Annotated in this window: 31 protein-coding genes; 27 read left to right on the top strand and 4 right to left on the bottom strand. The window is 41.8% G+C overall.

Annotation, left to right across the window (positions count from 1 at the left end; translation table 11 throughout):
- Position 1: 1 nt before the first annotated feature.
- The 24 genes from rplV to rplQ all read left to right on the top strand — a co-directional run bounded on the left by rplV (position 2) and on the right by rplQ (position 12391).
- Complete coding sequence (gene rplV, locus BDE36_RS24040; RefSeq protein WP_128770422.1) at positions 2 to 364, top strand: 50S ribosomal protein L22; 363 nt, start codon at positions 2 to 4, stop codon at positions 362 to 364.
- Positions 365 to 370: 6 nt separating this feature from the next.
- Complete coding sequence (gene rpsC, locus BDE36_RS21420) at positions 371 to 1285, top strand: 30S ribosomal protein S3 (protein WP_141816419.1); 915 nt, start codon at positions 371 to 373, stop codon at positions 1283 to 1285.
- Positions 1286 to 1327: 42 nt separating this feature from the next.
- Positions 1328 to 1750 carry a 50S ribosomal protein L16 gene (gene rplP, locus BDE36_RS21415; RefSeq protein ID WP_128770424.1) on the top strand — a complete coding sequence of 141 codons (423 nt, stop codon included), beginning with the start codon at positions 1328 to 1330 and terminating at the stop codon, positions 1748 to 1750.
- A gap of 79 nt (positions 1751 to 1829) precedes the next feature.
- Positions 1830 to 2060: a 50S ribosomal protein L29 gene (rpmC, locus tag BDE36_RS21410; protein ID WP_128770425.1), complete on the top strand. Its 231-nt coding sequence runs from the start codon at positions 1830 to 1832 to the stop codon at positions 2058 to 2060.
- 13 nt (positions 2061 to 2073) lie between these two features.
- Positions 2074 to 2328, top strand: coding sequence for a 30S ribosomal protein S17 (gene rpsQ / locus BDE36_RS21405; RefSeq protein WP_128770426.1), 255 nt, complete (start codon positions 2074 to 2076; stop codon positions 2326 to 2328).
- Positions 2328 to 2696: a 50S ribosomal protein L14 gene (rplN, locus tag BDE36_RS21400; RefSeq protein WP_128770427.1), complete on the top strand. Its 369-nt coding sequence runs from the start codon at positions 2328 to 2330 to the stop codon at positions 2694 to 2696. The genes rpsQ and rplN overlap by 1 nt, the downstream gene beginning before the upstream one ends.
- 1 nt (position 2697) lies before the next feature.
- Positions 2698 to 3042, top strand: a complete 345-nt coding sequence (gene rplX / locus BDE36_RS21395) for a 50S ribosomal protein L24 (protein ID WP_128770428.1) — start codon at positions 2698 to 2700, stop codon at positions 3040 to 3042.
- Positions 3039 to 3605: a 50S ribosomal protein L5 gene (gene rplE, locus BDE36_RS21390; protein ID WP_128770429.1), complete on the top strand. Its 567-nt coding sequence runs from the start codon at positions 3039 to 3041 to the stop codon at positions 3603 to 3605. Before rplX ends, rplE begins: the two co-directional genes overlap by 4 nt.
- Positions 3598 to 3867, top strand: coding sequence for a 30S ribosomal protein S14 (rpsN, locus tag BDE36_RS21385; RefSeq protein ID WP_128770430.1), 270 nt, complete (start codon positions 3598 to 3600; stop codon positions 3865 to 3867). The genes rplE and rpsN overlap by 8 nt, the downstream gene beginning before the upstream one ends.
- Before the next feature lie 142 nt (positions 3868 to 4009).
- Complete coding sequence (rpsH, locus tag BDE36_RS21380) at positions 4010 to 4408, top strand: 30S ribosomal protein S8 (protein ID WP_128770431.1); 399 nt, start codon at positions 4010 to 4012, stop codon at positions 4406 to 4408.
- A 16-nt stretch (positions 4409 to 4424) separates the two neighbouring features.
- Positions 4425 to 4982, top strand: a complete 558-nt coding sequence (rplF, locus tag BDE36_RS21375; protein ID WP_128770432.1) for a 50S ribosomal protein L6 — start codon at positions 4425 to 4427, stop codon at positions 4980 to 4982.
- A gap of 6 nt (positions 4983 to 4988) precedes the next feature.
- Positions 4989 to 5342 carry a 50S ribosomal protein L18 gene (gene rplR / locus BDE36_RS21370; protein ID WP_128770433.1) on the top strand — a complete coding sequence of 118 codons (354 nt, stop codon included), beginning with the start codon at positions 4989 to 4991 and terminating at the stop codon, positions 5340 to 5342.
- Positions 5343 to 5354: 12 nt separating this feature from the next.
- Positions 5355 to 5873, top strand: coding sequence for a 30S ribosomal protein S5 (gene rpsE, locus BDE36_RS21365; RefSeq protein ID WP_128770434.1), 519 nt, complete (start codon positions 5355 to 5357; stop codon positions 5871 to 5873).
- Between the two features lie 5 nt (positions 5874 to 5878).
- Positions 5879 to 6058, top strand: a complete 180-nt coding sequence (gene rpmD / locus BDE36_RS21360) for a 50S ribosomal protein L30 (RefSeq protein ID WP_128770435.1) — start codon at positions 5879 to 5881, stop codon at positions 6056 to 6058.
- 2 nt (positions 6059 to 6060) lie between these two features.
- Positions 6061 to 6507, top strand: coding sequence for a 50S ribosomal protein L15 (gene rplO, locus BDE36_RS21355; RefSeq protein ID WP_128770436.1), 447 nt, complete (start codon positions 6061 to 6063; stop codon positions 6505 to 6507).
- A gap of 3 nt (positions 6508 to 6510) precedes the next feature.
- Positions 6511 to 7839, top strand: coding sequence for a preprotein translocase subunit SecY (secY, locus tag BDE36_RS21350; RefSeq protein WP_128770437.1), 1329 nt, complete (start codon positions 6511 to 6513; stop codon positions 7837 to 7839).
- Between the two features lie 9 nt (positions 7840 to 7848).
- Positions 7849 to 8637, top strand: a complete 789-nt coding sequence (gene map, locus BDE36_RS21345; protein WP_141816418.1) for a type I methionyl aminopeptidase — start codon at positions 7849 to 7851, stop codon at positions 8635 to 8637.
- Between the two features lie 103 nt (positions 8638 to 8740).
- Complete coding sequence (infA, locus tag BDE36_RS21340; protein ID WP_021071231.1) at positions 8741 to 8959, top strand: translation initiation factor IF-1; 219 nt, start codon at positions 8741 to 8743, stop codon at positions 8957 to 8959.
- Position 8960: 1 nt separating this feature from the next.
- Positions 8961 to 9077: a 50S ribosomal protein L36 gene (gene rpmJ / locus BDE36_RS21335; RefSeq protein ID WP_008506259.1), complete on the top strand. Its 117-nt coding sequence runs from the start codon at positions 8961 to 8963 to the stop codon at positions 9075 to 9077.
- Positions 9078 to 9168: 91 nt separating this feature from the next.
- Entirely contained in the window at positions 9169 to 9546 is a 378-nt protein-coding gene (gene rpsM, locus BDE36_RS21330; protein ID WP_128770439.1) for a 30S ribosomal protein S13, read from the top strand.
- A 13-nt stretch (positions 9547 to 9559) separates the two neighbouring features.
- A complete protein-coding gene (rpsK, locus tag BDE36_RS21325) occupies positions 9560 to 9949 on the top strand; it encodes a 30S ribosomal protein S11 (RefSeq protein ID WP_128770440.1) in 390 nt (129 codons plus the stop codon).
- 121 nt (positions 9950 to 10070) lie between these two features.
- Positions 10071 to 10679 (top strand): 30S ribosomal protein S4, encoded by a 609-nt coding sequence (gene rpsD, locus BDE36_RS21320; protein ID WP_128770441.1) that lies wholly within the window; start codon positions 10071 to 10073, stop codon positions 10677 to 10679.
- Between the two features lie 69 nt (positions 10680 to 10748).
- Complete coding sequence (locus BDE36_RS21315) at positions 10749 to 11741, top strand: DNA-directed RNA polymerase subunit alpha (protein WP_128770442.1); 993 nt, start codon at positions 10749 to 10751, stop codon at positions 11739 to 11741.
- A gap of 98 nt (positions 11742 to 11839) precedes the next feature.
- The gene (rplQ, locus tag BDE36_RS21310) at positions 11840 to 12391 is read left to right on the top strand and encodes a 50S ribosomal protein L17 (RefSeq protein WP_141816417.1); all 552 of its coding nucleotides are present in this window, start codon (positions 11840 to 11842) and stop codon (positions 12389 to 12391) included.
- 74 nt (positions 12392 to 12465) lie between these two features.
- Here rplQ and BDE36_RS21305 read toward each other — a convergent pair whose 3' ends face one another.
- The 3 genes from BDE36_RS21305 to BDE36_RS21295 form a co-directional block, all read right to left on the bottom strand.
- On the bottom strand, positions 12466 to 13365 hold the full coding sequence (locus BDE36_RS21305) for a nucleotidyltransferase family protein (RefSeq protein WP_141816416.1): 900 nt from the start codon (positions 13363 to 13365) through the stop codon (positions 12466 to 12468).
- A gap of 117 nt (positions 13366 to 13482) precedes the next feature.
- A complete protein-coding gene (locus BDE36_RS21300; RefSeq protein ID WP_141816415.1) occupies positions 13483 to 14802 on the bottom strand; it encodes a cryptochrome/photolyase family protein in 1320 nt (439 codons plus the stop codon).
- Positions 14783 to 15706, bottom strand: a complete 924-nt coding sequence (locus tag BDE36_RS21295) for a TIGR01777 family oxidoreductase (RefSeq protein WP_141816414.1) — start codon at positions 15704 to 15706, stop codon at positions 14783 to 14785. The genes BDE36_RS21300 and BDE36_RS21295 overlap by 20 nt, the downstream gene beginning before the upstream one ends.
- A 22-nt stretch (positions 15707 to 15728) precedes the next feature.
- Here BDE36_RS21295 and BDE36_RS21290 point away from each other — a divergent pair, with 22 nt between their 5' ends.
- Positions 15729 to 16061: a (2Fe-2S) ferredoxin domain-containing protein gene (locus BDE36_RS21290; protein ID WP_128770447.1), complete on the top strand. Its 333-nt coding sequence runs from the start codon at positions 15729 to 15731 to the stop codon at positions 16059 to 16061.
- Between the two features lie 4 nt (positions 16062 to 16065).
- On the opposite strand, the gene BDE36_RS21285 is transcribed toward BDE36_RS21290, so the two are convergent.
- Positions 16066 to 16494: a CBS domain-containing protein gene (locus BDE36_RS21285; RefSeq protein ID WP_128770448.1), complete on the bottom strand. Its 429-nt coding sequence runs from the start codon at positions 16492 to 16494 to the stop codon at positions 16066 to 16068.
- A 197-nt stretch (positions 16495 to 16691) separates the two neighbouring features.
- Here BDE36_RS21285 and BDE36_RS21280 point away from each other — a divergent pair, with 197 nt between their 5' ends.
- Together BDE36_RS21280 and BDE36_RS21275 are read left to right on the top strand one after the other, a co-directional pair.
- Positions 16692 to 17960 carry a DASH family cryptochrome gene (locus tag BDE36_RS21280; RefSeq protein ID WP_161987747.1) on the top strand — a complete coding sequence of 423 codons (1269 nt, stop codon included), beginning with the start codon at positions 16692 to 16694 and terminating at the stop codon, positions 17958 to 17960.
- Between the two features lie 106 nt (positions 17961 to 18066).
- Entirely contained in the window at positions 18067 to 20862 is a 2796-nt protein-coding gene (locus tag BDE36_RS21275) for a 2-oxoglutarate dehydrogenase E1 component (RefSeq protein ID WP_141816412.1), read from the top strand.
- Positions 20863 to 21007 lie beyond the last annotated feature (145 nt).

Here is a 21007-nt window from a genome sequence, read left to right as displayed (position 1 = left end):
AATGGAAGCAGTAGCAAAACTAAATAATTGCCCTACCTCGCCTCGTAAGATGAGACTGGTTGTTGACCTTATCCGTGGTGAGCGTGTTGAAAAGGCACTATATATTTTAAAGTATACAAATAAAGAAGCTGCCCAGAAAGTTGAGAAACTTTTGTTATCGGCCATCAAAAACTGGGAAGCCAAGAACGAAGGACAACGTCCGGAAGACAACGAATTGTTTGTGAAAACAGTGTTTGTAGACGGTGGCCGTCAGTTAAAAAGGCTTAGGCCTGCCCCTCAGGGCCGTGGATTCAGAATTCGTAAACGTTCTAACCACGTAACTCTGGTTGTTGACAGCAAGAATCTAGAAACACAAACTAATTAAGGAGAAATGGGACAAAAAGCACATCCAATAGGTAACAGATTAGGAATCATCAAAGGTTGGGATTCTAACTGGTTCGGTGGCAACAACTACTCCGATAAATTAGTTGAAGATGAAAAGATTCGCAAGTATCTTTCTGTTCGTATCGCTAAAGGCGGTGTTGCTAAATTGGTGATCGAACGTACATTAAAGCGTATTACAGTAACCATCCACACTGCCCGTCCAGGTATTGTTATCGGAAAAGGTGGTCAGGAAGTTGATAAGATCAAGGAAGAGTTAAAGAAGCTGACAAAGAAAGATGTTCAGATCAATATCTTCGAGATCAAACGTCCTGAACTGGATGCTCAGTTAGTAGCAGAAGGAATTGCAAAGCAACTCGAAGCTCGTATCTCTTTCCGTCGTGCAATGAAAACTTCTATCGCTTCAACGATGCGTATAGGTGCCGAAGGAATCAAGGTAATGTGTTCAGGCCGCTTAGGTGGAGCTGAAATGGCACGTACTGAGCAATATAAAGAAGGAAGAATTCCATTGCATACTTTCCGTGCTGATATTGATTACGCACTTGCAGAAGCTCTTACTACATATGGTAAGATTGGCGTGAAAGTGTGGATCTGTAAAGGTGAAGTTTACGGTAAACGTGATCTTTCTCCGAATATCGGTCAGACAACCGGCGTAAGAGGCAGAGGCGAAGGCGCTGCAGCTTTCGGAGGTGGTGAAAGAGGTGACCGCAGAGGTGGAAATGATCGCAGAGGCGCTAATGACAGACGCGGTGGAGGCGACAGACGCAGTGGAGGAGATAACCGTGGCGGTCAGGGTGGCCAGAACCGTGGTGGCAGTCAGAATCGTCCCGGAGGACAAAATCGCGGAGGCCAGGCTGGCCCGAACCGTGGTGGCGCGGCCGGAGGATTTCGCGGAAAGAAATAAATAGAAGTTCAGACATCGTTAACGATATAAATACAAACAGAGATGTTACAGCCAAAAAGAACGAAGTTCAGAAAGATGCAGAAGGGCAAAATGAAAGGTTTAGCTACCCGTGGTGCTGAGCTTGCCTTCGGTTCTTTCGGAATTAAATCATTGGAACCGGCGTGGATAACAAGTCGCCAGATAGAAGCTGCACGTATTGCGGTTACACGTTATATGAAACGTGAAGGCCAGGTGTGGATTCGGATTTTTCCTGACAAGCCTGTTACCAAGAAACCTGCGGAAGTACGTATGGGTAAAGGTAAGGGTGCTCCGGAATACTGGGTTGCCGTTGTCCGTCCGGGTAGAATGATTTTTGAAGCTGAAGGTGTGCCTTTGGAAATAGCTAAAGAGGCATTGCGTTTAGCCGCTCAGAAATTACCGGTACAAACCAAATTTGTAGTACGTAGAGATTACGTAGAAGCATAAATGTTGAAGGTTGCAGGTTGAATGTTGTGGGTTCCTTCCCGCATCCCGCAACCCGGAACACACAACAAATAAAGAAAAGATGAAAACCTCAGAAATATTAGAGCTATCAACTGAAGAGATTGTTTCCCGCATAAGCGAGGAAAGAGCCAATCTCACAAAATTAAAATTTGCGCATACAGTTTCTGCCATAGAGAATCCATCTCGTATTAGCAAGGTGAGAAAAGATATCGCACGTTTAAATACAGAATTGACTAAGCGTAAAGCGGCAGATGCTGCTGCTAAGCCAGAGTCCGCTTCTGAAACTGAATAATTTTAGAGTCGAAATGGAAAGAAAATTAAGAAAAACCCGTACCGGGTTGGTAGTTAGCAACAAGATGGATAAGTCCATCGTGGTTGCTGTAGAACGGAAGGTTAAGCATCCGATCTATGGAAAGTTTGTTAACAAGACTACCAAATTTATGGCTCATGACGAAAGCAACACTTGTGGTATCGGTGATACAGTGTTGATTATGGAGACTCGTCCGCTGAGTAAGAATAAAAACTGGAGATTAGTTGAAATTTTAGAAAGGGCTAAGTAATGGTACAACAGGAATCAAGACTGAATGTTGCAGATAACAGCGGAGCTAAAGAAGTTTTAGTGATCCGTGTTCTGGGCGGCACCGGGAAGCGTTATGCTTCTGTTGGTGACAAGATCGTTGTAACCGTGAAAAGTGCGCTTCCTTCTGGTAACGTTAAAAAAGGAACTGTGTCGAAAGCAGTTGTGGTAAGGACCAAAAAGGAAATCAGGCGCAAGGACGGCTCTTATATCCGTTTCGACGATAACGCAGCTGTATTATTGAATAATCAGGACGAACCACGTGGTACTCGTATCTTCGGTCCGGTTGCAAGAGAGCTGCGTGAAAAACAATTCATGAAAATTGTATCATTAGCACCGGAGGTATTGTAACATGGTAAAGAATAATAAAGTAAAGCCTAAGCTGAAAATCCGTAAAGGTGATTTGGTTCAGGTAATAGCCGGCGACTCTAAAGGTAAGCAGGGCAAAATTTTAGAAATAATTCTAAAAGATAACAGGGCTATTGTAGAAGGTGCGAACATGGTTTCACGCCATACCAAGCCTAATGCTGCAAATCCTAACGGCGGTATTATTAAAAAGGAAGCTCCTATTCATATCTCTAACCTGATGGTTGTTGATGCTAAAACCGGTAAGCCAACCCGTGTCGGGAGACAAAAGGATGCTGCAGGTAAACTAGTTAGAATAGCTAAAAAATCCGGGGAGGAAATTAAGCAATGAGTTACGTACCAAGATTAAAATCAAAATACAGGGACGAGATCCGCACTGCACTGAAAGATAAATTTCAGTACAAGAGCGTGATGCAGGTTCCTAAGCTTGAAAAGATTGCTATCAACCAGGGTGTTGGAGCAGCAACTACAGACAAAAAGTTAATAGAAACGGCAATCAGCGAACTTACTACAATTACTGGTCAGCAGGCGGTTGCAGCAAAGTCAAAGAAAGATATTTCTAACTTTAAGTTGCGTAAGGGAATGCCGGTTGGCGTTCGTGTTACTTTACGTGACAGCCAGATGTATGAGTTCCTTGATCGTTTGATCTCTGTTGCTTTACCTCGTATCCGCGATTTCAAAGGAATCAACGACAAAGGTTTTGACGGACACGGCAATTACACTTTAGGTATATCTGAGCAAATCATTTTCCCTGAAATCAATATTGACAAGATCAGTAAAATTATGGGAATGGATATTACCTTTGTAACTTCAGCAAAAAACGATGTTGAGGCGCTGGAATTATTAAAGCAATTTGGTTTACCATTTAAAAATCAGACAGTAAATAATGGCTAAAGAAGGTGTAAAAGCACGGGAAGTTAAGCGTGCTAAATTAGTTGCCAAGTATGCTGAGAAAAGAGCTGCTTTGAAAGCTGAAGGAGATTTTGCAGCATTGGATAAATTACCTAAAAATGCTTCTCCGGTTCGTTTACACAACCGTTGTAAATTAACTGGTCGTCCGAGAGGATATATGAGGCAGTTCGGTATTTCTCGTGTAACATTCCGCGAAATGGCTCTTGCCGGAAAGATTCCGGGAGTAAAGAAGGCCAGCTGGTAATAAAGAGTTGCAGGTTGTAAGTTGTGGGTTGCGGGCCTTTGTAAGGCGCTTTATCCTACAACTTACAACCTGGAACCCGCAACAATAAATATTAACCGGTAGCAGGTCCAATGTGTGATACCACTACCAAAAACAACAAATAATGAATACAGATCCAATAGCAGATTATCTTACGAGAGTAAGGAATGCCATTAAGGCCAACCACAGGGTTGTAGAAATTCCTGCATCAAACCTCAAAAAGGAGATCACAAAAGTTCTTTTTGATAAAGGTTACATCGCGAACTACAAGTTCGAGGACAACAATGCACAGGGTACAATCAAAATTGCATTGAAATATCATCCGGTAACTAGAGTTCCTGCTATTCGCACCCTTACACGTGTGAGTAAGCCTGGTTTGAGAAAATATGCAGGTGTAGACAAGATGCCACGTGTATTAAATGGTTTGGGAGTTGCGATCATTTCTACCTCTAAGGGAGTAATGACCGATAAGGAAGCCCGCAACCTGAACATTGGTGGCGAAGTATTATGTTACGTACATTAATCAGGAGGATTAAAGGATGTCAAGAATAGGAAAAGCCCCAATAGAAATCCCTGGTGGTGTTACTATTACCGTATCTGCAGATAATGTGGTTACAGTAAAAGGCCCCAAAGGTGAATTATCACAACGTTTAGACGGAGATATAACTGTTTCTCAGGAAGATGGAAAACTACTAGTAGTGCGTCCGTCTGAACAGAAACGCCATAAAGCCCTTCACGGTCTTTACCGGTCACTTTTAAACAACATGGTTAAAGGTGTTACTGAAGGATATAAATTGCAGCAGGAGCTAGTGGGCGTGGGTTACCGTGCCTCTAATACAGGAAATACCCTGGACCTGGTGCTTGGATATTCACACCATTATGTGTTTGAATTACCTAAAGAAATTAAAGTAACAACAACTGCTGATAAAGGTAAAAATCCAACGATTATACTGGAAAGTATCGACAAACAATTATTAGGACAAGTTGCAGCTAAAATACGTTCCCTGCGTGCTCCTGAGCCTTACAAAGGAAAAGGTATTAAGTTTGTAGGTGAAGTGTTAAGAAGAAAAGCAGGTAAATCAGCAGCTAAAAAATAATAAGTCATGGCAGGAAGTAAATTATCTCGCAGAGCGCGAATTAAACAAGGCATCAGACGCAGATTGGCTGGCTCTACTGAACGCCCCCGTTTGTCAGTATACAGAAGCAATAAAGGAATTTATGCTCAGGTTATTGATGATACTACAGGTAAGACCCTCGTTTCAGCATCTTCTTTATCAAAGGAGTTTTCTGCAAATGGAAATAAAGTTGAACAGTCTAAGGCTGTTGGTAAGCTTGTAGCAGAGAAAGCTGTTGCAGCCGGTATCAGCCAGGTGGTATTTGATAGGAATGGTTATTTATACCACGGACGTGTTAAATCACTGGCTGAAGGCGCACGTGAAGGTGGTCTTAATTTTTAATCTGAAGAATAGATGTCAACGATCAATATAAAAAGAGTAAAATCAAGCGAAATCGAATTAAAGGATCGCTTAGTTAGCATACAGCGTGTTGCTAAAGTTACTAAAGGGGGCCGTACATTCAGTTTCTCAGCAATCGTAGTGGTTGGTGATGAAAACGGAGTGGTAGGCTATGGACTTGGAAAAGCTAAAGAAGTAACCGAAGCAATCGCTAAAGGTATCGATGATGCTAAAAAGAACCTGGTGAAAGTTCCGGTTATTAACGGAACTGTGCCTCACGAACAATATGGAAAATTTTCAGGTGGTTATGTGTTAATCAAACCTGCTTCAAATGGTACCGGAGTTATTGCTGGTGGTGCTATGCGTGCAGTACTTGAAAGTGCCGGTGTTCATAACGTATTAGCAAAGTCTAAAGGATCATCAAACCCGCATAACGTGGTAAAAGCAACAGTATCTGCTTTATCTCAGATGAGAGATGCGTACACAGTAGCGCAGCAACGTGGTGTGGATCTTAGTAAAGTTTTTAACGGATAAGTATCATGGCGAAAATCAGGATCACTCAGATTAAAAGCGTTATCGACAGAAGCGAGCGCCAGAAAAGAACCATGCAGGCTCTTGGTTTGAACAAAATCAGCCAGACTGTAGAGGTAGAAGCTACCCCGGCTATCATCGGGATGGTACGGAAAATTAATCATCTTGTAGCAGTAGAAAGTATTTAATCATGAACTTAAGTAATTTGAAACCTGCAGAAGGTTCAACTAAAAATAAGAAACGTATAGGCAGGGGTACTGGTTCCGGTCGCGGGGGTACTTCAACCCGTGGTCATAAAGGTGCTGGTTCCCGTTCAGGTACATCATCGAAAGTTGGTTTCGAAGGCGGACAGATGCCTTTACAACGCCGGGTACCAAAGGTTGGCTTTAAGAATGTTAACCGCGTGGAATATGTAGGCGTTAACTTAGACGTTTTACAAGCCCTTGCAGAGAAATTCAGCCTTACAAGTGTCAACTTTGACACCTTAAAGGAACACGGATTAGTATCAAAGAATGACCGTGTAAAGATCCTTGGAAGAGGAGAAGTAACAAGCAAACTTGAAGTTACAGCCCATGCTTTTACAGCTTCTGCTCAGAAGTCGATTGAAGCAGCCGGTGGTGCAATTGTTAAATTGTAATTAATGAAGAAGTTATTCACTACCCTTTCCAATATCTGGAAAATTGAAGACTTAAGAGTGCGTATTTTAAACACACTCTTATTTCTTTTAATTTACCGTGTTGGTTCTTTCATTGTATTGCCGGGAGTAAACCCTGTTGCGCTTGAACATCAGGCACAGGAAGGCCTCCTTGGTTTATTAAATATGTTTGCAGGAGGTTCATTCTCCAGGGCGTCAATATTCGCCTTAGGTGTAATGCCCTATATCTCTGCATCCATTGTTGTGCAGCTGTTAGGTATTGCTGTTCCAACTTTTCAGAAGATGCAGAAGGAGGGAGAGAGCGGAAGGAAGAAACTGAATCAGATCACACGTTATCTTACCGTTGCTATCACATTATTACAAGCGGTTGGGTATGTTCGTACACAGATTACTCCTGATGCGAAGATGCTTGGAGAACCTTTGTTCTCGATCTCTTCTATGGTGATTCTTACTGCAGGTACATTATTTGTAATGTGGTTAGGGGAAAAAATAACTGATAAAGGAATAGGTAACGGGATCTCATTGATCATCATGGTTGGGATTATCGCCCAGCTTCCCGGAGCCTTTATAGCCGAGCTTGATTCAAGATTAACTGGTGGTGGAATCATTCCTTTTATCGTTGAAATTATCGCCTTATTCTTTGTGGTAGTATTTACTATCCTTATTGTTCAGGGGGTTCGAAAGATTCCTGTTCAGTATGCTAAAAAGATAGTCGGAAATAAGCAATATGGAGGCGTTCGTCAGTATATTCCTTTAAAGGTGAATGCTGCTGGTGTAATGCCTATCATTTTCGCTCAGGCTCTGATGTTTATACCAATGAGTATCGGGCAATTTTTCCCTGGTGCTCAGGGACCTGTGTTGTCGGCATTAACCAATTATACTTCTGTTGCCTATAATGGAACATTTGCATTTTTGATTATTGCTTTTACATTCTTCTATACCGCGATAACGGTTAATCCCGTTCAGATGTCGGATGATATGAAGAAGAATGGCGGATTTGTTCCGGGGATAAAACCAGGCAAAGTTACAGGAGAGTATATCGATGCTGTTATTTCTAAAATAACGCTTCCGGGCTCTGTTTTCCTTGCAATTATTGCCATACTACCGTCTATTGCGATCATTCTGGGTATAAACAGCAACTTTGCTCACTTCTATGGGGGTACTTCACTCCTTATCCTGGTGGGTGTTGTTCTAGATACACTGCAGCAGATTGAAAGCCATTTGTTAATGCGTCACTACGACGGATTGATGAAGACGGGAAGACTAAGAGGGCGTACTCCTGTTGCAACAGGGGCTACTGGTCCCGCACTTTAATTTAAGAACATGCCAAAGGTTAATTTTAAGACAGATGAGGAGATAGAGCTCATAAGAGCCAGTTCTTCACTTCTTTCAAAAACCCTGGGCGAAATGGCAAAACTTATTCGTCCGGGTGTTAAAACCATTGAGATCAATAACGCTGCCGAGACGTATATCAGGGATAATGGCGGTGTGCCGGCTTTCCTGAACTACAATGGATTTCCTTATTCGCTATGTATATCCACTAACGATAGTATTGTACATGGTTTCCCAGGGGGCTATGAATTGAAGGAGGGGGATATAATTTCCGTTGACTGTGGTGTAATACTGAATAAGTTTGTTAGCGATTCGGCGTTTACCTTCGCGGTTGGAGAGATCGATCCGGCTGTAAAGAAGCTTCTGAAAGTTACAAGGGAATGTCTTGACCTTGGTGTTGCAAAGGCTGTAGCCGGTTTGAGGATTGGAGATATCGCTTTTGCTGTTCAGGATCATGCTGAAAAAAACGGGTTTGGCGTAGTTAAAGAATTGGTGGGACATGGGGTTGGATATTCGCTCCATGAGAAGCCGGAGGTACCTAATTACGGTAAGCGCGGATCGGGAATGAAGCTGGAGGAAGGCATGGTGATTGCGATAGAGCCAATGATCAACCTGGGACGAGCGGGAGTGAAATTTTGGAAAGATGGCTGGACTGTAAGTACGATTGACGGAAAACCATCTGCACATTATGAACATACCGTTGCCGTGCGCAAAGGTAAAGCGGATGTGCTTTCTTCATTTGATTATATCGACGAAGTGCTTGGCGCTGCGACGATATAACAAAAAATAAGAAAATACAGGAAGGAAGCAAATAAATTAAATTTTTTTATTTAATTTTGCAACCCCAAATGTTAGGGTATAATTAAATAGAAATCAATAAAATATGGCTAAACAAGCCTCTATTGAACAAGACGGTATAATAAAAGAAGCATTATCCAATGCCATGTTCCGGGTGGAGCTTGAAAACGGGCATGAAATTATTGCTCATATATCAGGCAAAATGCGAATGCATTATATTAAGATATTGCCTGGCGACAAGGTAAAACTGGAAATGTCACCATACGATTTAACAAAAGGCAGAATTACTTACAGATATAAATAAGATGAAAGTTAGAGCATCCATAAAGAAGCGCAGCGCTGATTGCAAAATAATTCGCCGTAAGGGTAAACTTTATGTAATTAACAAAAAGAACCCTAAGTACAAGCAGCGCCAGGGGTAAAATAATTATTGAAGGACTGAAAGGTTGAATGACTAAGATTAATCCGGTATTCAATCAATCGATCATTCAATCAATCAATCATTAAAAAAATATGGCAAGAATAGCAGGTATTGATTTACCAAGAAACAAAAGAGGAGAGATCGGCCTTACTTACATTTACGGTATCGGAAGAGCTACAGCTCAGAGCATTTTAGATCAAGCCGGTATAGGGTATGATGTGAAAGTACAAGAGTGGACCGATGATCAGTTAGCGGCGATCCGTTCGATTATTAACGACCAGATTAAGGTAGAGGGCTCTCTCCGTTCTGAAGTTCAGTTGAACATTAAGCGTTTAATGGATATTGGATGTTACCGTGGTCTTCGTCATCGTAAAGGATTACCTGTACGCGGACAAAGGACTAAGAACAATACCCGTACCCGTAAAGGAAAACGTAAGACTGTTGCTAACAAGAAAAAGGCTACTAAATAATACGAGATAAGTAATGGCTAAGACTAAAAAAGTAACGAAAAAGCGTATTGTGGTTATTGAGCCGGTTGGACAGGCACACATAAACGCTACTTTCAATAATATCATAGTGACTTTAACCAACTCTCAGGGTCAGGCAATATCCTGGTCATCTGCAGGAAAGATGGGTTTTAAAGGATCTAAGAAAAATACCCCATATGCTGCTTCACAAGCTGCTGCTGATTGCGGTAAAGTGGCATTTGATTTAGGTCTCCGTAAGGTTGAAGTATTTGTTAAGGGTCCGGGAGCTGGTCGTGAGTCTGCCATCCGTACACTACAGACAGCAGGTATCGAAGTAACAACCATTAAGGATATTACTCCGCTTCCTCACAACGGATGCCGCCCTCCAAAGAGGAGAAGAGTTTAATTAGCTGAAAGCTAAAACTAAACTCAAAACGTGCCACGAAACAGTGGACATAAGAACGTAAATAATTAATTAAAGATAAGATTCGGCAGCTGCGGGCTGCCTGATACTTTAAACGAACAAAATGGCAAGATACACTGGTCCTAAATCCAAGATCGCCCGTAAGTTCAGAGAACCAATTTTTGGTCCTGACAAGGCATTAGAAAGAAAAAATTATCCTCCAGGAATGCATGGTGCTTCAAAGCGCCGTGGAAAACAGTCTGAATATGCTGTTCAGCTGATGGAGAAACAAAAAGTTAAATATACATACGGTGTTCTTGAGCGTCAGTTTGAGAATTTATTTCACCGGGCTTCTGCCAAGGAAGGAATTACCGGAGAGAACCTTCTGAAGCTCCTTGAAGCTCGTTTAGATAATACCGTTTACCGTTTAGGTATTGCACCAACAAGATCTGCAGCACGTCAGTTAGTTGGTCATAAACATATCACTGTTAACGGTGAAGTTGTAAATATTCCTTCGTATTCTCTACGTGCTGGTGATGTTGTTGCTGTTCGCGAACGTTCACAGTCGCTTGAAACCGTAACAAACTCAGTTGCCGGACGCAGAATCAATAAATATGCATGGTTAGAGTGGGATGTTAATAATTTTACAGGAAAATTCCTGAACTACCCAAGCCGCGATGAGATTCCTGAAAACATCAAGGAAAACCTGATCGTCGAGTTGTACTCTAAGTAATAATATATAACTGCCAGACCGGTTGTGTCTGGCAGTCTTTACAGTTTAAAAAAACTTAACTGAAAATAAATGGCAATTTTAGCATTCCAGAAACCTGATAAAGTTATCATGCAGAAATCTACGGATTTCGACGGTACGTTTGAATTTCGTCCGTTGGAACCTGGTTTCGGTGTTACCATAGGTAATGCTTTACGTCGTATTTTATTGTCTTCCCTCGAAGGTTATGCAATTACGTCTGTACGTTTCTCTGGGGTTTCTCACGAATTCTCAACCATAAAAGGTGTTGTTGAAGATGTTACTGAGATTATCCTGAATCTGAAGCAGGTAAGGTTTAAAAAGACTGGCGAAACCGGTGAATCAGAGAAGGTATATGTGATGATTAACGGTCAGGAGCAATTTAAAGCTGGAGACATCACCAGATTCTCGAGCAACTTTACTGTATTGAATCCTGATTTGGTTCTGTGTAATATGGAATCGAATGTCACTCTGGAGGTTGAACTAACAGTTGTTAAAGGCAGAGGTTATGTAGCCGCTGAAGAAAATAAGAATCCTGATGCGAACGTAGGAGTTATAGCTATAGATTCTATCTACACACCTATTAAGAACGTTAAGTATACTATTGAGAACTATCGTGTAGAACAGAAAACTGACTACGAGAAACTTGTTCTTGATATTACAACAGATGGTTCTATTCATCCTGAAGATGCATTAAAAGAAGCTGCAAAGATCCTTATACATCACTTCCTGTTATTTTCTGATGAAAATATCATGCTTGAAGCTCAGGCTAAAGAGGAGACTAAGGAAGTAGACGAGGAAATTCTTCATATGCGTAAGATCCTTAAGACTGAATTAGTTGATTTAGATCTTTCAGTACGTGCCCTTAACTGCCTGAAAGCTGCAGATATTCGCACACTTGCTGACCTGGTTTCATATGATGTAGCAGATATGCTTAAATTCAGAAACTTTGGTAAGAAATCATTAACAGAGATCCAGGATTTGGTAAAGTCAAAAGGTCTTTCTTTTGGAATGAACCTGTCTAAATATAAATTAGAAGAAGAATAAGCCTTGTCGAGAGGACAGGGAATAATAAAAGAGTAAGCGACATGTTTATAATTCCTCCAGCAAACCGGAACGGTATAAGCATGTAAAACAAAAGTAAAATGCGACACGGAAAGAAAATCAATCATTTAGGCCGTACTGACAGCCATCGTAAAGCGATGATGGCAAATATGGCTTCTTCGCTTATTAAACACAAGCGTATCACTACAACATTGGCTAAAGCTAAAGCTTTACGTACCTATGTTGAACCTTTAATCACAAAGGCTAAGAATGATACAACTCATTCACGCAGAACTGTTTTCAGTTATCTTCAGGATAAGGAAGTAGTTACTGAATTATTTCGCGATGTAGCAGCGAAGGTTGCCAACCGTCCTGGAGGTTATACCCGTATTATAAAGTTGGTTAACCGCTTGGGTGATAACGCAGAAATGGCGCTTATTGAGCTGGTAGACTATAATACTACTTACAAAGCTGAGGCTGCTGCGCAACCTGAAAAGAAAACAACACGCAGACGTGGTTCTGGTAAAGCAAAGAAGGCAGAAACTGCTCCAGTTGCTGAAACAGAAGCTCCTGTTAGTGCAGAAGCTGAGCCTTCTGCTGAAGACAATGCTCCTGAGACAGGACCTGCAAAGGGTGAAGATAAAGCAGAGTAATACTCTTCTTTATATATCAAAAAAAAAAAGAAGCTGTTCGAAAGAGCAGCTTCTTTTTTTTGGTAATTATTTGTTTACCAGAGTTTATCCGGATATGTACCGTTTTCTACCAGGTCAGCAAGACTCTTTTGAACAATCGGTTTATCTTCCTTATAGGTTACTCCAAACCATTTCGAAGAAGTCGGAATTACTTTGAAGTTGGCCTGGCCGGTTTTAACAAGTTCTTCGGCCATTAAAGGGATAAAGAATTCGGCTTTGGGATTGTTCTCATTGGCCTCAACGAAGCGGGTAAACATAGGCTTCGCTTGTTCAAAGATTGCTGGTGTAAAACCCCAGAAATTCATTGATGCACGTGCATCTTCATGCAAAGGAGTTATGTTCCCGTTATCTTCTTCAAAAACAATCTGTCCTTCTTTTGTATAGACTTTTGTGCGCTCATTGATTTCCTGCAGGTAGCCTTCGCTGTTTACTCTACAAATTCCGCGTGATACAGCACCGTATTCTGACAAGGTTTTATCTACTTCGTAACCCATTAGAGAATAGTTGTCGTCGCGGACTTCAGAGTTCAGGAAGTTGGCCATTTTTTGGAAAGCATCATATCCATAGAAGTCATCTGCATTGATAACACAGAAAGGTTCGTTGATCTGCGCACCTGCTTCAAGTACTGCGTGACCAGTGCCCCATGGTTTCTGCCTTTCGATATTTTTAGTAATACCATATTTTGAAAGGTCGTAACTTTGGAAAACATAATCGATCTCAACCTTTCCCTTCAGTTTAGGCTCAAATATTGATTTAAAGCTGTCGAGAAATTCTTCACGGATTATGAAACTTACTTTGCCAAATCCAGCCCGAATCGCATCGTAGATTGAGTAATCAATAATAGTTTCGTTATTGGGACCAAATCCGTCAACTTGTTTCATGCTTCCATAGCGGCTGGCCATGCCTGCGGCTAGAATAAGTAATGTTGGTTTCATTCGGCTAAAATATAGATTATGGTATCAAGTATCAAGATATAAGTATCAAGATACCTTGATAATAGGGGATAACCGCTTTGAAATAGTAATGTTTGTATAAATCAAGTAAATTCAGTGTTAAAACTTGGACGCCAGGGCTTTTCTAAATTCAGTGAGAGCTCTTTGCCGCGCAAATGTATGTTCGACAATAGGTTGGGGGTATGTGAAGGGATCGCCTACTTCCGGCACCCACTTCTTTATATATTTGAATTGCGGATCAAACTTTTTAGTCTGGAGTTCAGGGTTGAATACTCTGAAGTAGGGCACCGCATCATTGCCCGATCCGGCCGCCCATTGCCAGCCGCCAATATTGCTGGCCATATCGTAGTCTAACAGTTTTCTGGCGAAGTAAGCTTCGCCCCATCGCCAGTCTATTAAGAGATGCTTCGTAAGAAAGCTCGCTGTAATCATCCTAGCCCTGTTGTGCATCCAGCCGCTTTCATTTAACTGCCGCATACCAGCATCTACAATCGGATACCCCGTTTTACCTTCACACCAGCATAAGAACTCCTTTTCATTGTTTCTCCAGTTTATATTGTCGAATTCCTTTTTGAATGAATGTGTTGTGGTCGTTGGGAAATGCCATAGTATCATGGCATAGAAATCTCGCCAGATCAATTCACTTAGCCAGGTATCATCAGGCTGAGCATACGCTGAGCGGGCAAGGTCTCGTATGCTAAGTGTTCCGAACCGTAAATGAATGCCTATTTTCGTTGTGCCTTCAATCCCCGGTATGTCACGTGTTTCTTTATAATTCGCTATAAGATGCTCGTAATGCTTTGAAGGGAACGTGATAGGGCTTCTTTGAAACCCTATAGCCTTTAATCCTGGTATTTCTAATGGTTGGTAATGGTGGAAGTTATGGAAATAACTTTCAATCGGATATGAACTAAAATGCTGTTGGGGTTTGAGTATTTCATGCCATTTCCTTTTATAAGCAGAGAAAACAGTATATGGTTGTTTATCGTCTTTTTTTACTTCATCTTTTTCGAAGATCACATGATCTTTAAAGGAGAGAAGCGGAATGCTTTTTTCCGCTAGTAATTTTAAGATCTCAGCATCGCGTTCGAGGGCGTAAGGTTCATAGTCGTTATTGGTGAAAACCTGTTGAATATTAAATTCTCCGGTAAGTTCTTCCCAGGCACGCTCCGGGAAATTATATTTAACAACAAGAGACGATCCATAAGAAACAAGTTCTTTGTTGAGTGCTTCCAGGGCGTCGAAAATGAAGGTTACACGGGCATCATCTTTATCCTGTAACTTGTCAAGAATATTGAGGTCGAAGATAAAGAGCGGGAGAACAGGCAGGCCCGCTTTTAGAGCGTGGTACAATCCCGCGTTGTCGTGGAGCCGTAAATCTCTTCGAAACCAGAATATGTTAACGCGACTTTTTTCCATATATACTCTCAAGAGCTTCCCCAAGGGTGTTGAACCGGAAGGTGAATCCCAAATTTAGGATTTTTCCTGCAGACGTCCTGGTGCTGTTCAAAACCACTGCCTTCATTTCGCCAAGGACAATACCTAAAATAAAGGAAGGAACCCGGGGCAGCCATAAAGGTTTTCTCAGAACATCGGCAATAGCAAGGGTCATTTGCTTATTGGTAACCGGGTTAGGGCTGCATTGATTGTAAGTTCCTGTGGCTTTTTCGTTAGTCAGGACAAACTTATACATTCGCACAGCATCATCAAGATGGATCCATGGCATCCATTGTTTTCCTGAACCTAAAACTGCACCAAACCCTGTTCTTACCGTACCCGCCAGTTGTGGTAATGCTCCACCTTCTGATGCGAGAACAATACCGGTTCTTAGCTTCACAACCCTTAGTCCCAGGGATTCTCCATAGTCAACTGCATCTTCCCAGGTAGTGCAGGTTTGAGCCATAAAATCATTGCCTGGCAGTGACTCTTCCGTTAGCAATTCATCGGCGCGGTCACCATAATATCCAACAGCTGAAGCTGATATAATAGTATTTACTTTCGACAAAGGATTATTTTGAATAAGCTGATATATGAGTCGTACCGAATCAGTCCGGCTTCTAATGATCTTTTGTTTACGGCTTTTAGTCCATGCTTTACCGGCAATACTTTCGCCTGCCAGATGGATTATTGCATCGACATTTTCCAGGCATTTTTCGTCAATAGTGCCTCTTTCGGGGTCCCATTTAAATGCTTTAATTTCAGGCTGACCGGATATTCCTTTCCTGCTCAACGTATGAATAACATAGCCTTCGTTCAATAGCAATTGCGCAAGGCGCGTTCCGATGAGGCCTGTTGCGCCAGTTATCAGAACTGTTTTAATCATCTTTTATCATATCTTTGTTATTATGCTTTATACAAAACATCTATTTATCTGTACCAATCAACGACCCGAGGGAAGCCGGGTAAGTTGCGGTGAAGGGCACGGACTTTCTCTGGTGGCTGCATTCAAAAAACTAATTAAAGACAAGCAGCTGAACACCGAAATCAGGGCTCAGAAGGCGGGCTGTTTGGAAGCCTGCGAACTTGGTCCCTCTGTCGCGGTATACCCCGAGGGAGTATTTTATGGGAATGTTCAGTTAGCAGACGTCGAAGAGATTGTAACTGAACATCTTGAAAATGGCCGGGTTGTAGAACGCCTGGTTATGGACTTCGATAAGCTGCGTGCCCTAAAGAAATAGCGACTTAGCTGTTGATGTAGCTTTCGAGTTGTTTGATCGTTTCTTTCTGTATCTCAATTATTGACTTAACCACATCTCCGATAGATACCATTCCGATTATCTTTTCCTGATCGGTAACGGGTAAGTGGCGGATGTGTTTATTTGTCATTAGCTGCATACATACGTCGATCTCATCATCCAGAGAAACAGTAATTGGTGTTGCTGTCATTACTTCAGTTATGGGTGTATCTTTCGACGATTTCCCCCTTAACGCAATTTTTCGTGCATAATCCCTTTCTGTAAATATTCCTAGAAGCAAATCACCTTCTGTAATTAACAGGGCGCTGATATTCTTATCCATCATTACATTCAGCGCTTCGAGCACCGAAGTATTAACACCAACTGAGTAAACAGCGCCGGGCTTGTTCTGCAAAATATATCTTACTGTCTTCATAAATGGGTCGTTTTACATAAAGTTAAAACATATTCTGTTCTGAACCTAATATAACACTTTTTTGGAAATCAATAACTGTATTAAAAGAAAGTGAAGTGTTTGTCTTGATGATGTAAATATTCTGTTTCAGGGCCTTCTTAGAGAGAGAGATGATCTGTTTTTTTAGTTATATTGCCAGTTTTACGGCGCTAATTGACATGAGTGAAAAAACCATATTAATTTGGTTTCGGAATGATTTAAGAATACACGATAATGAGATCCTTATTGAAGCGGTAAAGCGTGCCGGCAAAGTTATACCGGTATATTGCTTTGATCCCAGGTATTTTAAAAAGACCGACTTTGGGGCTAAGAAAACCGGCGCTTTCAGAGCGCGGTTCTTATTTGAAAGCGTAATCAACCTAAGAGAATCGCTGCGTAGCCTGGGTGGAGATCTTGTCGTAAAAAAAGGAAAGCCCGAAGAAGTGTTGCCCGATATCTGTCACCTTTATAACGTAAAAGAAGTATATCATCACCGGGAAGTGGCACCAGAGGAAACAAACATCTCTGCGAAGGTTGAAGCTGCGTTATGGAAACAACATATAAACCTTAAGCACTTTATCGGACACACATTGTATCATAAAGAGGATCTGCCTTTCCCTATTAAGAATATCCCCGACGACTTTTCTGTGTTCAGGAAGAAGATAGAAAGAGACAGCACTGTGCGCCCTTGTTTCGATACTCCCGGACTTGTTAAGGTCCCGGATGGGATAAGGAATGAATCGCTGCCTGATCTTAGTTTTCTGGGGATTGATGCCGATCCAGAGGATGATCACATAAAATTAGAGGTTAAAGGTGGGGAGTCGGAAGGAATTAAAAAACTGAAGGACTTTCTGCTTGGAGCCGGGTTGCTTGGAAATAAAGGCAGCAGGTCTCTTTCGCCGAAGCTCTCACCGTGGCTTTCAGCGGGTTGTCTTTCTCCAAGAGAAGTGTATTGGGAGGTAAAGAAATACCAAAAGCAGATGCCTGATCTGGCAGCCAGAATGATTATTGAATTACAATGGCGCGATTACTTTCGATTTATGCTAAAAAAGCATGGCAGTATAATTCCTCAAAAAGAAGAGACCAGGAAGGCGCTTTCCTCCAAAGAGAAGACTAAGTTCGAGGGATGGAAATCGGGGGTTACCGGAGAACCTCTGACGGACGCTTGTATGCGGAAACTAAACGCTACTGGGTACATTAGTGATATATGTAAACAATATGCCGGTACGTTTCTTGTTAAGACATTGAAGGTTCCGTGGATGGCTGGTTCGGCATACTATGAAGAAAAGGCGATTGACTTTTCACCTGCAAACAATCTCGGCACCTGGGCGACAATACTGGGAAGCCGGATCCTGTCGTCAAACAAAAATATTATAGTTAAATTTGAGGAAGTGGCGCAGGAAGATGATATAAAAAAATGGTTTAGTGAATACAATAACGCCTCGTAAGCCAATGGGCAGTTGTTTTACCCTTCCAAATAATTTTTGACAGAAAATACTTAGTTATTATAAGGTTAAACTTTTATTTTTGACCTATCTTAAGAATTTGATATTCATGGACAATTTGTCATACCTCAGTAACGCACATTCATCTTATATAGATTCTCTTTATCAGTCATATCTGCAGGATCCCGAATCAGTAGATTTTGGATGGCAGAAATTTTTCGAGGGATTTGATTTCGGAAGGGAAGCCGAAGGCAAAGTTGCTCAGGACGGGAACTCCGATCATTTCCTGAAGGAAATGAAAGTGATGAATATGATTTATGGGTACCGTCAGCGCGGGCACTTGTTTACGAAAACCAACCCGGTACGCGAACGCAGAAAGTATTATCCAGGAAAGGAACTTGAAACATTTGGCCTGGCTGAATCCGACCTTGATACCGTATTCAACGCAGGTGCAGAAGTAGGCCTTGGTCCTGCAACTTTGCGTGACATCCATAATCTTCTGGAACAAACCTATTGCCAGTCTATAGGAGCGGAGTTTGTATACATACGTAATCCCCACAAAGTTAAATGGTTCAGGGAGCGGATGGAAAGGGAGCGTAATACGCCCAACCTTTCGATCGAAACCAAAAAGCGGATTTTAAAAAAGCTGAACGAGGCTGTAGTTTTTGAAAACTTCCTTGGTACAAAGTTCCTCGGACAAAAGCGCTTTTCGCTGGAAGGGGCTGAAAGTTTAATACCCGGGCTTGATTACGTAATTGAAAAGGGTGCTGAACTCGGAATAGAAGAGTTTGTAATTGGCATGGCACACCGTGGACGTTTAAACGTTCTTGCCAATATCATGCATAAAACCTATAAAGACATTTTTGCAGAGTTTGAAGGCCGGGCGTTTGATGAATCGAAACCTTATGGTGGTGATGTAAAATACCATCTGGGCTTTTCAACAGATGTTGAAACCGAATCGGGGAAGAAGGTTCATTTAAGCCTTTGTCCGAATCCTTCACATCTTGAAGCTGTTGATCCGGTTGTAGAAGGAATAAGCCGTTCAAAAATTGATTTTAAGTATAACGGAGACAATACACGCCTGGCTCCCATTCTGATTCATGGTGACTCATCAATTGCCGGTCAGGGTATTGTATACGAAGTCCTTCAGATGGCTAAGCTGGACGGTTACAAGACAGGCGGAACAATTCACCTTGTAATCAATAACCAGGTTGGTTTTACTACGAACTATAAAGATGCCCGTTCGTCAACGTATTGTACAGATGTGGCAAAAGTAACGTTGTCGCCTGTTTTCCATGTTAATGGAGATGATGTAGAGGCTTTGATCTATGCTATTGGTATGGCTGTGGAATACAGGCAACGCTTTCATAATGATGTATTTATTGATATACTTTGTTATCGGCGTTACGGGCACAACGAAGCTGATGAACCGAAATTTACTCAGCCCTCCCTGTATAAGATTATTGAACAACACCCTAATCCAAGGGAGATTTATAATAAAAAGCTTCTTGAACAGGGAAGTGTGGATGCCAGCCTTGCAAAAGAGATGGAAAAGGACTTCAGGGCCCTGCTGCAGGAGAGGCTGAATGAATCAAAAGAAAGCAATACCTATGAACCCAATCCGATGTTTTCGGGTGCATGGAGCGGACTTAGAATGGCAAAGCCGGAGGACTTTGAAGAGACGTCGCAGACAGCGGTACCAAAGGATGCTTTGACAAAAATTGCAGAGAAAATCACATCCTTGCCTGCCGATAAAAAATTTTTTAAGAAGATTGAGAAGTTGTTCGAAGACCGCAAAAAGATGGTCCAAAACGAGACTTTTGACTGGGCCATGGGCGAGCTGCTTGCTTACGGTACTTTGTTGGATGAAGGTTTCAGGGTAAGGGTAAGCGGCCAGGATGTCGAGAGAGGAACTTTTTCTCATCGTCATGCTGTCGTTAAAATGGAGGATTCGGAAGAAGAGTATGTCCCTCTATGTGAAATTCAGAAGGAAGGAAGTGCAAATAAGTTCGATATCTATAATTCTCACCTGTCGGAGTATGGCGTTTTAGGCTTTGAATACGGATATGCTTTAGCCAATCCACAATCCCTTACTATCTGGGAGGCGCAGTTTGGCGACTTTGTAAATGGTGCTCAAACTATCCTCGATCAGTTTTTGGTAAGTGCAGAAACAAAATGGCAGCGCTCTAACGGCCTTGTGTTATTGCTTCCGCATGGTTATGAAGGACAGGGCCCTGAACACTCCTCCGGAAGAATTGAGCGTTTCCTTGAACAATGTGCAGAAAATAATATACAGGTTGCTAACTGTACAACGCCGGCTAACTTCTTCCATTTATTAAGACGCCAGTTGAAACGCGACTTCCGTAAACCATTGGTGGTTTTTACGCCGAAGAGCCTGTTGCGGCATCCTTTATGCGTGAGCAACATTTCCGAATTCACAGAAGGGCATTTCAAAGAAGTTATAGACGATGCATTTGTAAAGCCTAAGGACGTAAAAAGGGTATTGTTTTGCACTGGAAAGGTCTATTATGACCTTTTGGAGAAACAGCAGGTTGATAAAAGAGGCGACGTGGCTATAGTACGTGTTGAGCAGGTATACCCCATCCCATATACGCAGTTAAAAGCTGTTAAGGAAAAATACAACAAAGCCGAAGAATTCATTTGGGTACAGGAAGAACCCGAGAATATGGGGGCATGGCCTTTTATCTGCAGGAAATTCAGGAATTCAAGTTTCAACCTTGAAGTTATATCAAGAAAGGAAAGCAGCAGTACTGCTACTGGTTATTCCAAGCAGCATATTTCACAGCAGTTATATATCGTTGGTAAGTCTTTTGAAGATGCAGCGGGTAAGGAAGTGAAAAAATCGGTAGTGAAAACCACCAAAAAGGTTGTAAACGTAGATTAGGTATCAAGTATCAAGATGCAAGTATCAAGATGCAAGAGTCAGGATTTAAGAAACAACATATTCAAGATGCCGGGATAGATGGAGTATGCCGTGTAGTGGTGATAGGGTGACCGGAAGAGGTACAAAAGAACATTATATAAAAATA

The sequence above is a fragment of the Arcticibacter tournemirensis genome (genome assembly GCF_006716645.1).
Classification (GTDB): Bacteria; Bacteroidota; Bacteroidia; order Sphingobacteriales; family Sphingobacteriaceae; genus Arcticibacter; species Arcticibacter tournemirensis.
Note: the sequence above shows the minus strand (reverse complement) of the source record. Positions and strands in the feature narration are given on the sequence as shown.

Excerpts from the sequence above, each read along its gene's own strand:
- rplV (WP_128770422.1), top strand. The coding sequence starts at position 2 with ATGGAAGCAGTAGCAAAACTAAATAATTGCCCTACCTCGCCTCGTAAG.
- rpsC (WP_141816419.1), top strand. The coding sequence starts at position 371 with ATGGGACAAAAAGCACATCCAATAGGTAACAGATTAGGAATCATCAAA.
- rplP (WP_128770424.1), top strand. The coding sequence starts at position 1,328 with ATGTTACAGCCAAAAAGAACGAAGTTCAGAAAGATGCAGAAGGGCAAA.
- rpmC (WP_128770425.1), top strand. The coding sequence starts at position 1,830 with ATGAAAACCTCAGAAATATTAGAGCTATCAACTGAAGAGATTGTTTCC.
- rpsQ (WP_128770426.1), top strand. The coding sequence starts at position 2,074 with ATGGAAAGAAAATTAAGAAAAACCCGTACCGGGTTGGTAGTTAGCAAC.
- rplN (WP_128770427.1), top strand. The coding sequence starts at position 2,328 with ATGGTACAACAGGAATCAAGACTGAATGTTGCAGATAACAGCGGAGCT.
- rplX (WP_128770428.1), top strand. The coding sequence starts at position 2,698 with ATGGTAAAGAATAATAAAGTAAAGCCTAAGCTGAAAATCCGTAAAGGT.
- rplE (WP_128770429.1), top strand. The coding sequence starts at position 3,039 with ATGAGTTACGTACCAAGATTAAAATCAAAATACAGGGACGAGATCCGC.
- rpsN (WP_128770430.1), top strand. The coding sequence starts at position 3,598 with ATGGCTAAAGAAGGTGTAAAAGCACGGGAAGTTAAGCGTGCTAAATTA.
- rpsH (WP_128770431.1), top strand. The coding sequence starts at position 4,010 with ATGAATACAGATCCAATAGCAGATTATCTTACGAGAGTAAGGAATGCC.
- rplF (WP_128770432.1), top strand. The coding sequence starts at position 4,425 with ATGTCAAGAATAGGAAAAGCCCCAATAGAAATCCCTGGTGGTGTTACT.
- rplR (WP_128770433.1), top strand. The coding sequence starts at position 4,989 with ATGGCAGGAAGTAAATTATCTCGCAGAGCGCGAATTAAACAAGGCATC.
- rpsE (WP_128770434.1), top strand. The coding sequence starts at position 5,355 with ATGTCAACGATCAATATAAAAAGAGTAAAATCAAGCGAAATCGAATTA.
- rpmD (WP_128770435.1), top strand. The coding sequence starts at position 5,879 with ATGGCGAAAATCAGGATCACTCAGATTAAAAGCGTTATCGACAGAAGC.
- rplO (WP_128770436.1), top strand. The coding sequence starts at position 6,061 with ATGAACTTAAGTAATTTGAAACCTGCAGAAGGTTCAACTAAAAATAAG.
- secY (WP_128770437.1), top strand. The coding sequence starts at position 6,511 with ATGAAGAAGTTATTCACTACCCTTTCCAATATCTGGAAAATTGAAGAC.
- map (WP_141816418.1), top strand. The coding sequence starts at position 7,849 with ATGCCAAAGGTTAATTTTAAGACAGATGAGGAGATAGAGCTCATAAGA.
- infA (WP_021071231.1), top strand. The coding sequence starts at position 8,741 with ATGGCTAAACAAGCCTCTATTGAACAAGACGGTATAATAAAAGAAGCA.
- rpmJ (WP_008506259.1), top strand. The coding sequence starts at position 8,961 with ATGAAAGTTAGAGCATCCATAAAGAAGCGCAGCGCTGATTGCAAAATA.
- rpsM (WP_128770439.1), top strand. The coding sequence starts at position 9,169 with ATGGCAAGAATAGCAGGTATTGATTTACCAAGAAACAAAAGAGGAGAG.
- rpsK (WP_128770440.1), top strand. The coding sequence starts at position 9,560 with ATGGCTAAGACTAAAAAAGTAACGAAAAAGCGTATTGTGGTTATTGAG.
- rpsD (WP_128770441.1), top strand. The coding sequence starts at position 10,071 with ATGGCAAGATACACTGGTCCTAAATCCAAGATCGCCCGTAAGTTCAGA.
- BDE36_RS21315 (WP_128770442.1), top strand. The coding sequence starts at position 10,749 with ATGGCAATTTTAGCATTCCAGAAACCTGATAAAGTTATCATGCAGAAA.
- rplQ (WP_141816417.1), top strand. The coding sequence starts at position 11,840 with ATGCGACACGGAAAGAAAATCAATCATTTAGGCCGTACTGACAGCCAT.
- BDE36_RS21305 (WP_141816416.1), bottom strand. The coding sequence starts at position 13,365 with ATGAAACCAACATTACTTATTCTAGCCGCAGGCATGGCCAGCCGCTAT.
- BDE36_RS21300 (WP_141816415.1), bottom strand. The coding sequence starts at position 14,802 with ATGGAAAAAAGTCGCGTTAACATATTCTGGTTTCGAAGAGATTTACGG.
- BDE36_RS21295 (WP_141816414.1), bottom strand. The coding sequence starts at position 15,706 with ATGATTAAAACAGTTCTGATAACTGGCGCAACAGGCCTCATCGGAACG.
- BDE36_RS21290 (WP_128770447.1), top strand. The coding sequence starts at position 15,729 with ATGCTTTATACAAAACATCTATTTATCTGTACCAATCAACGACCCGAG.
- BDE36_RS21285 (WP_128770448.1), bottom strand. The coding sequence starts at position 16,494 with ATGAAGACAGTAAGATATATTTTGCAGAACAAGCCCGGCGCTGTTTAC.
- BDE36_RS21280 (WP_161987747.1), top strand. The coding sequence starts at position 16,692 with ATGAGTGAAAAAACCATATTAATTTGGTTTCGGAATGATTTAAGAATA.
- BDE36_RS21275 (WP_141816412.1), top strand. The coding sequence starts at position 18,067 with ATGGACAATTTGTCATACCTCAGTAACGCACATTCATCTTATATAGAT.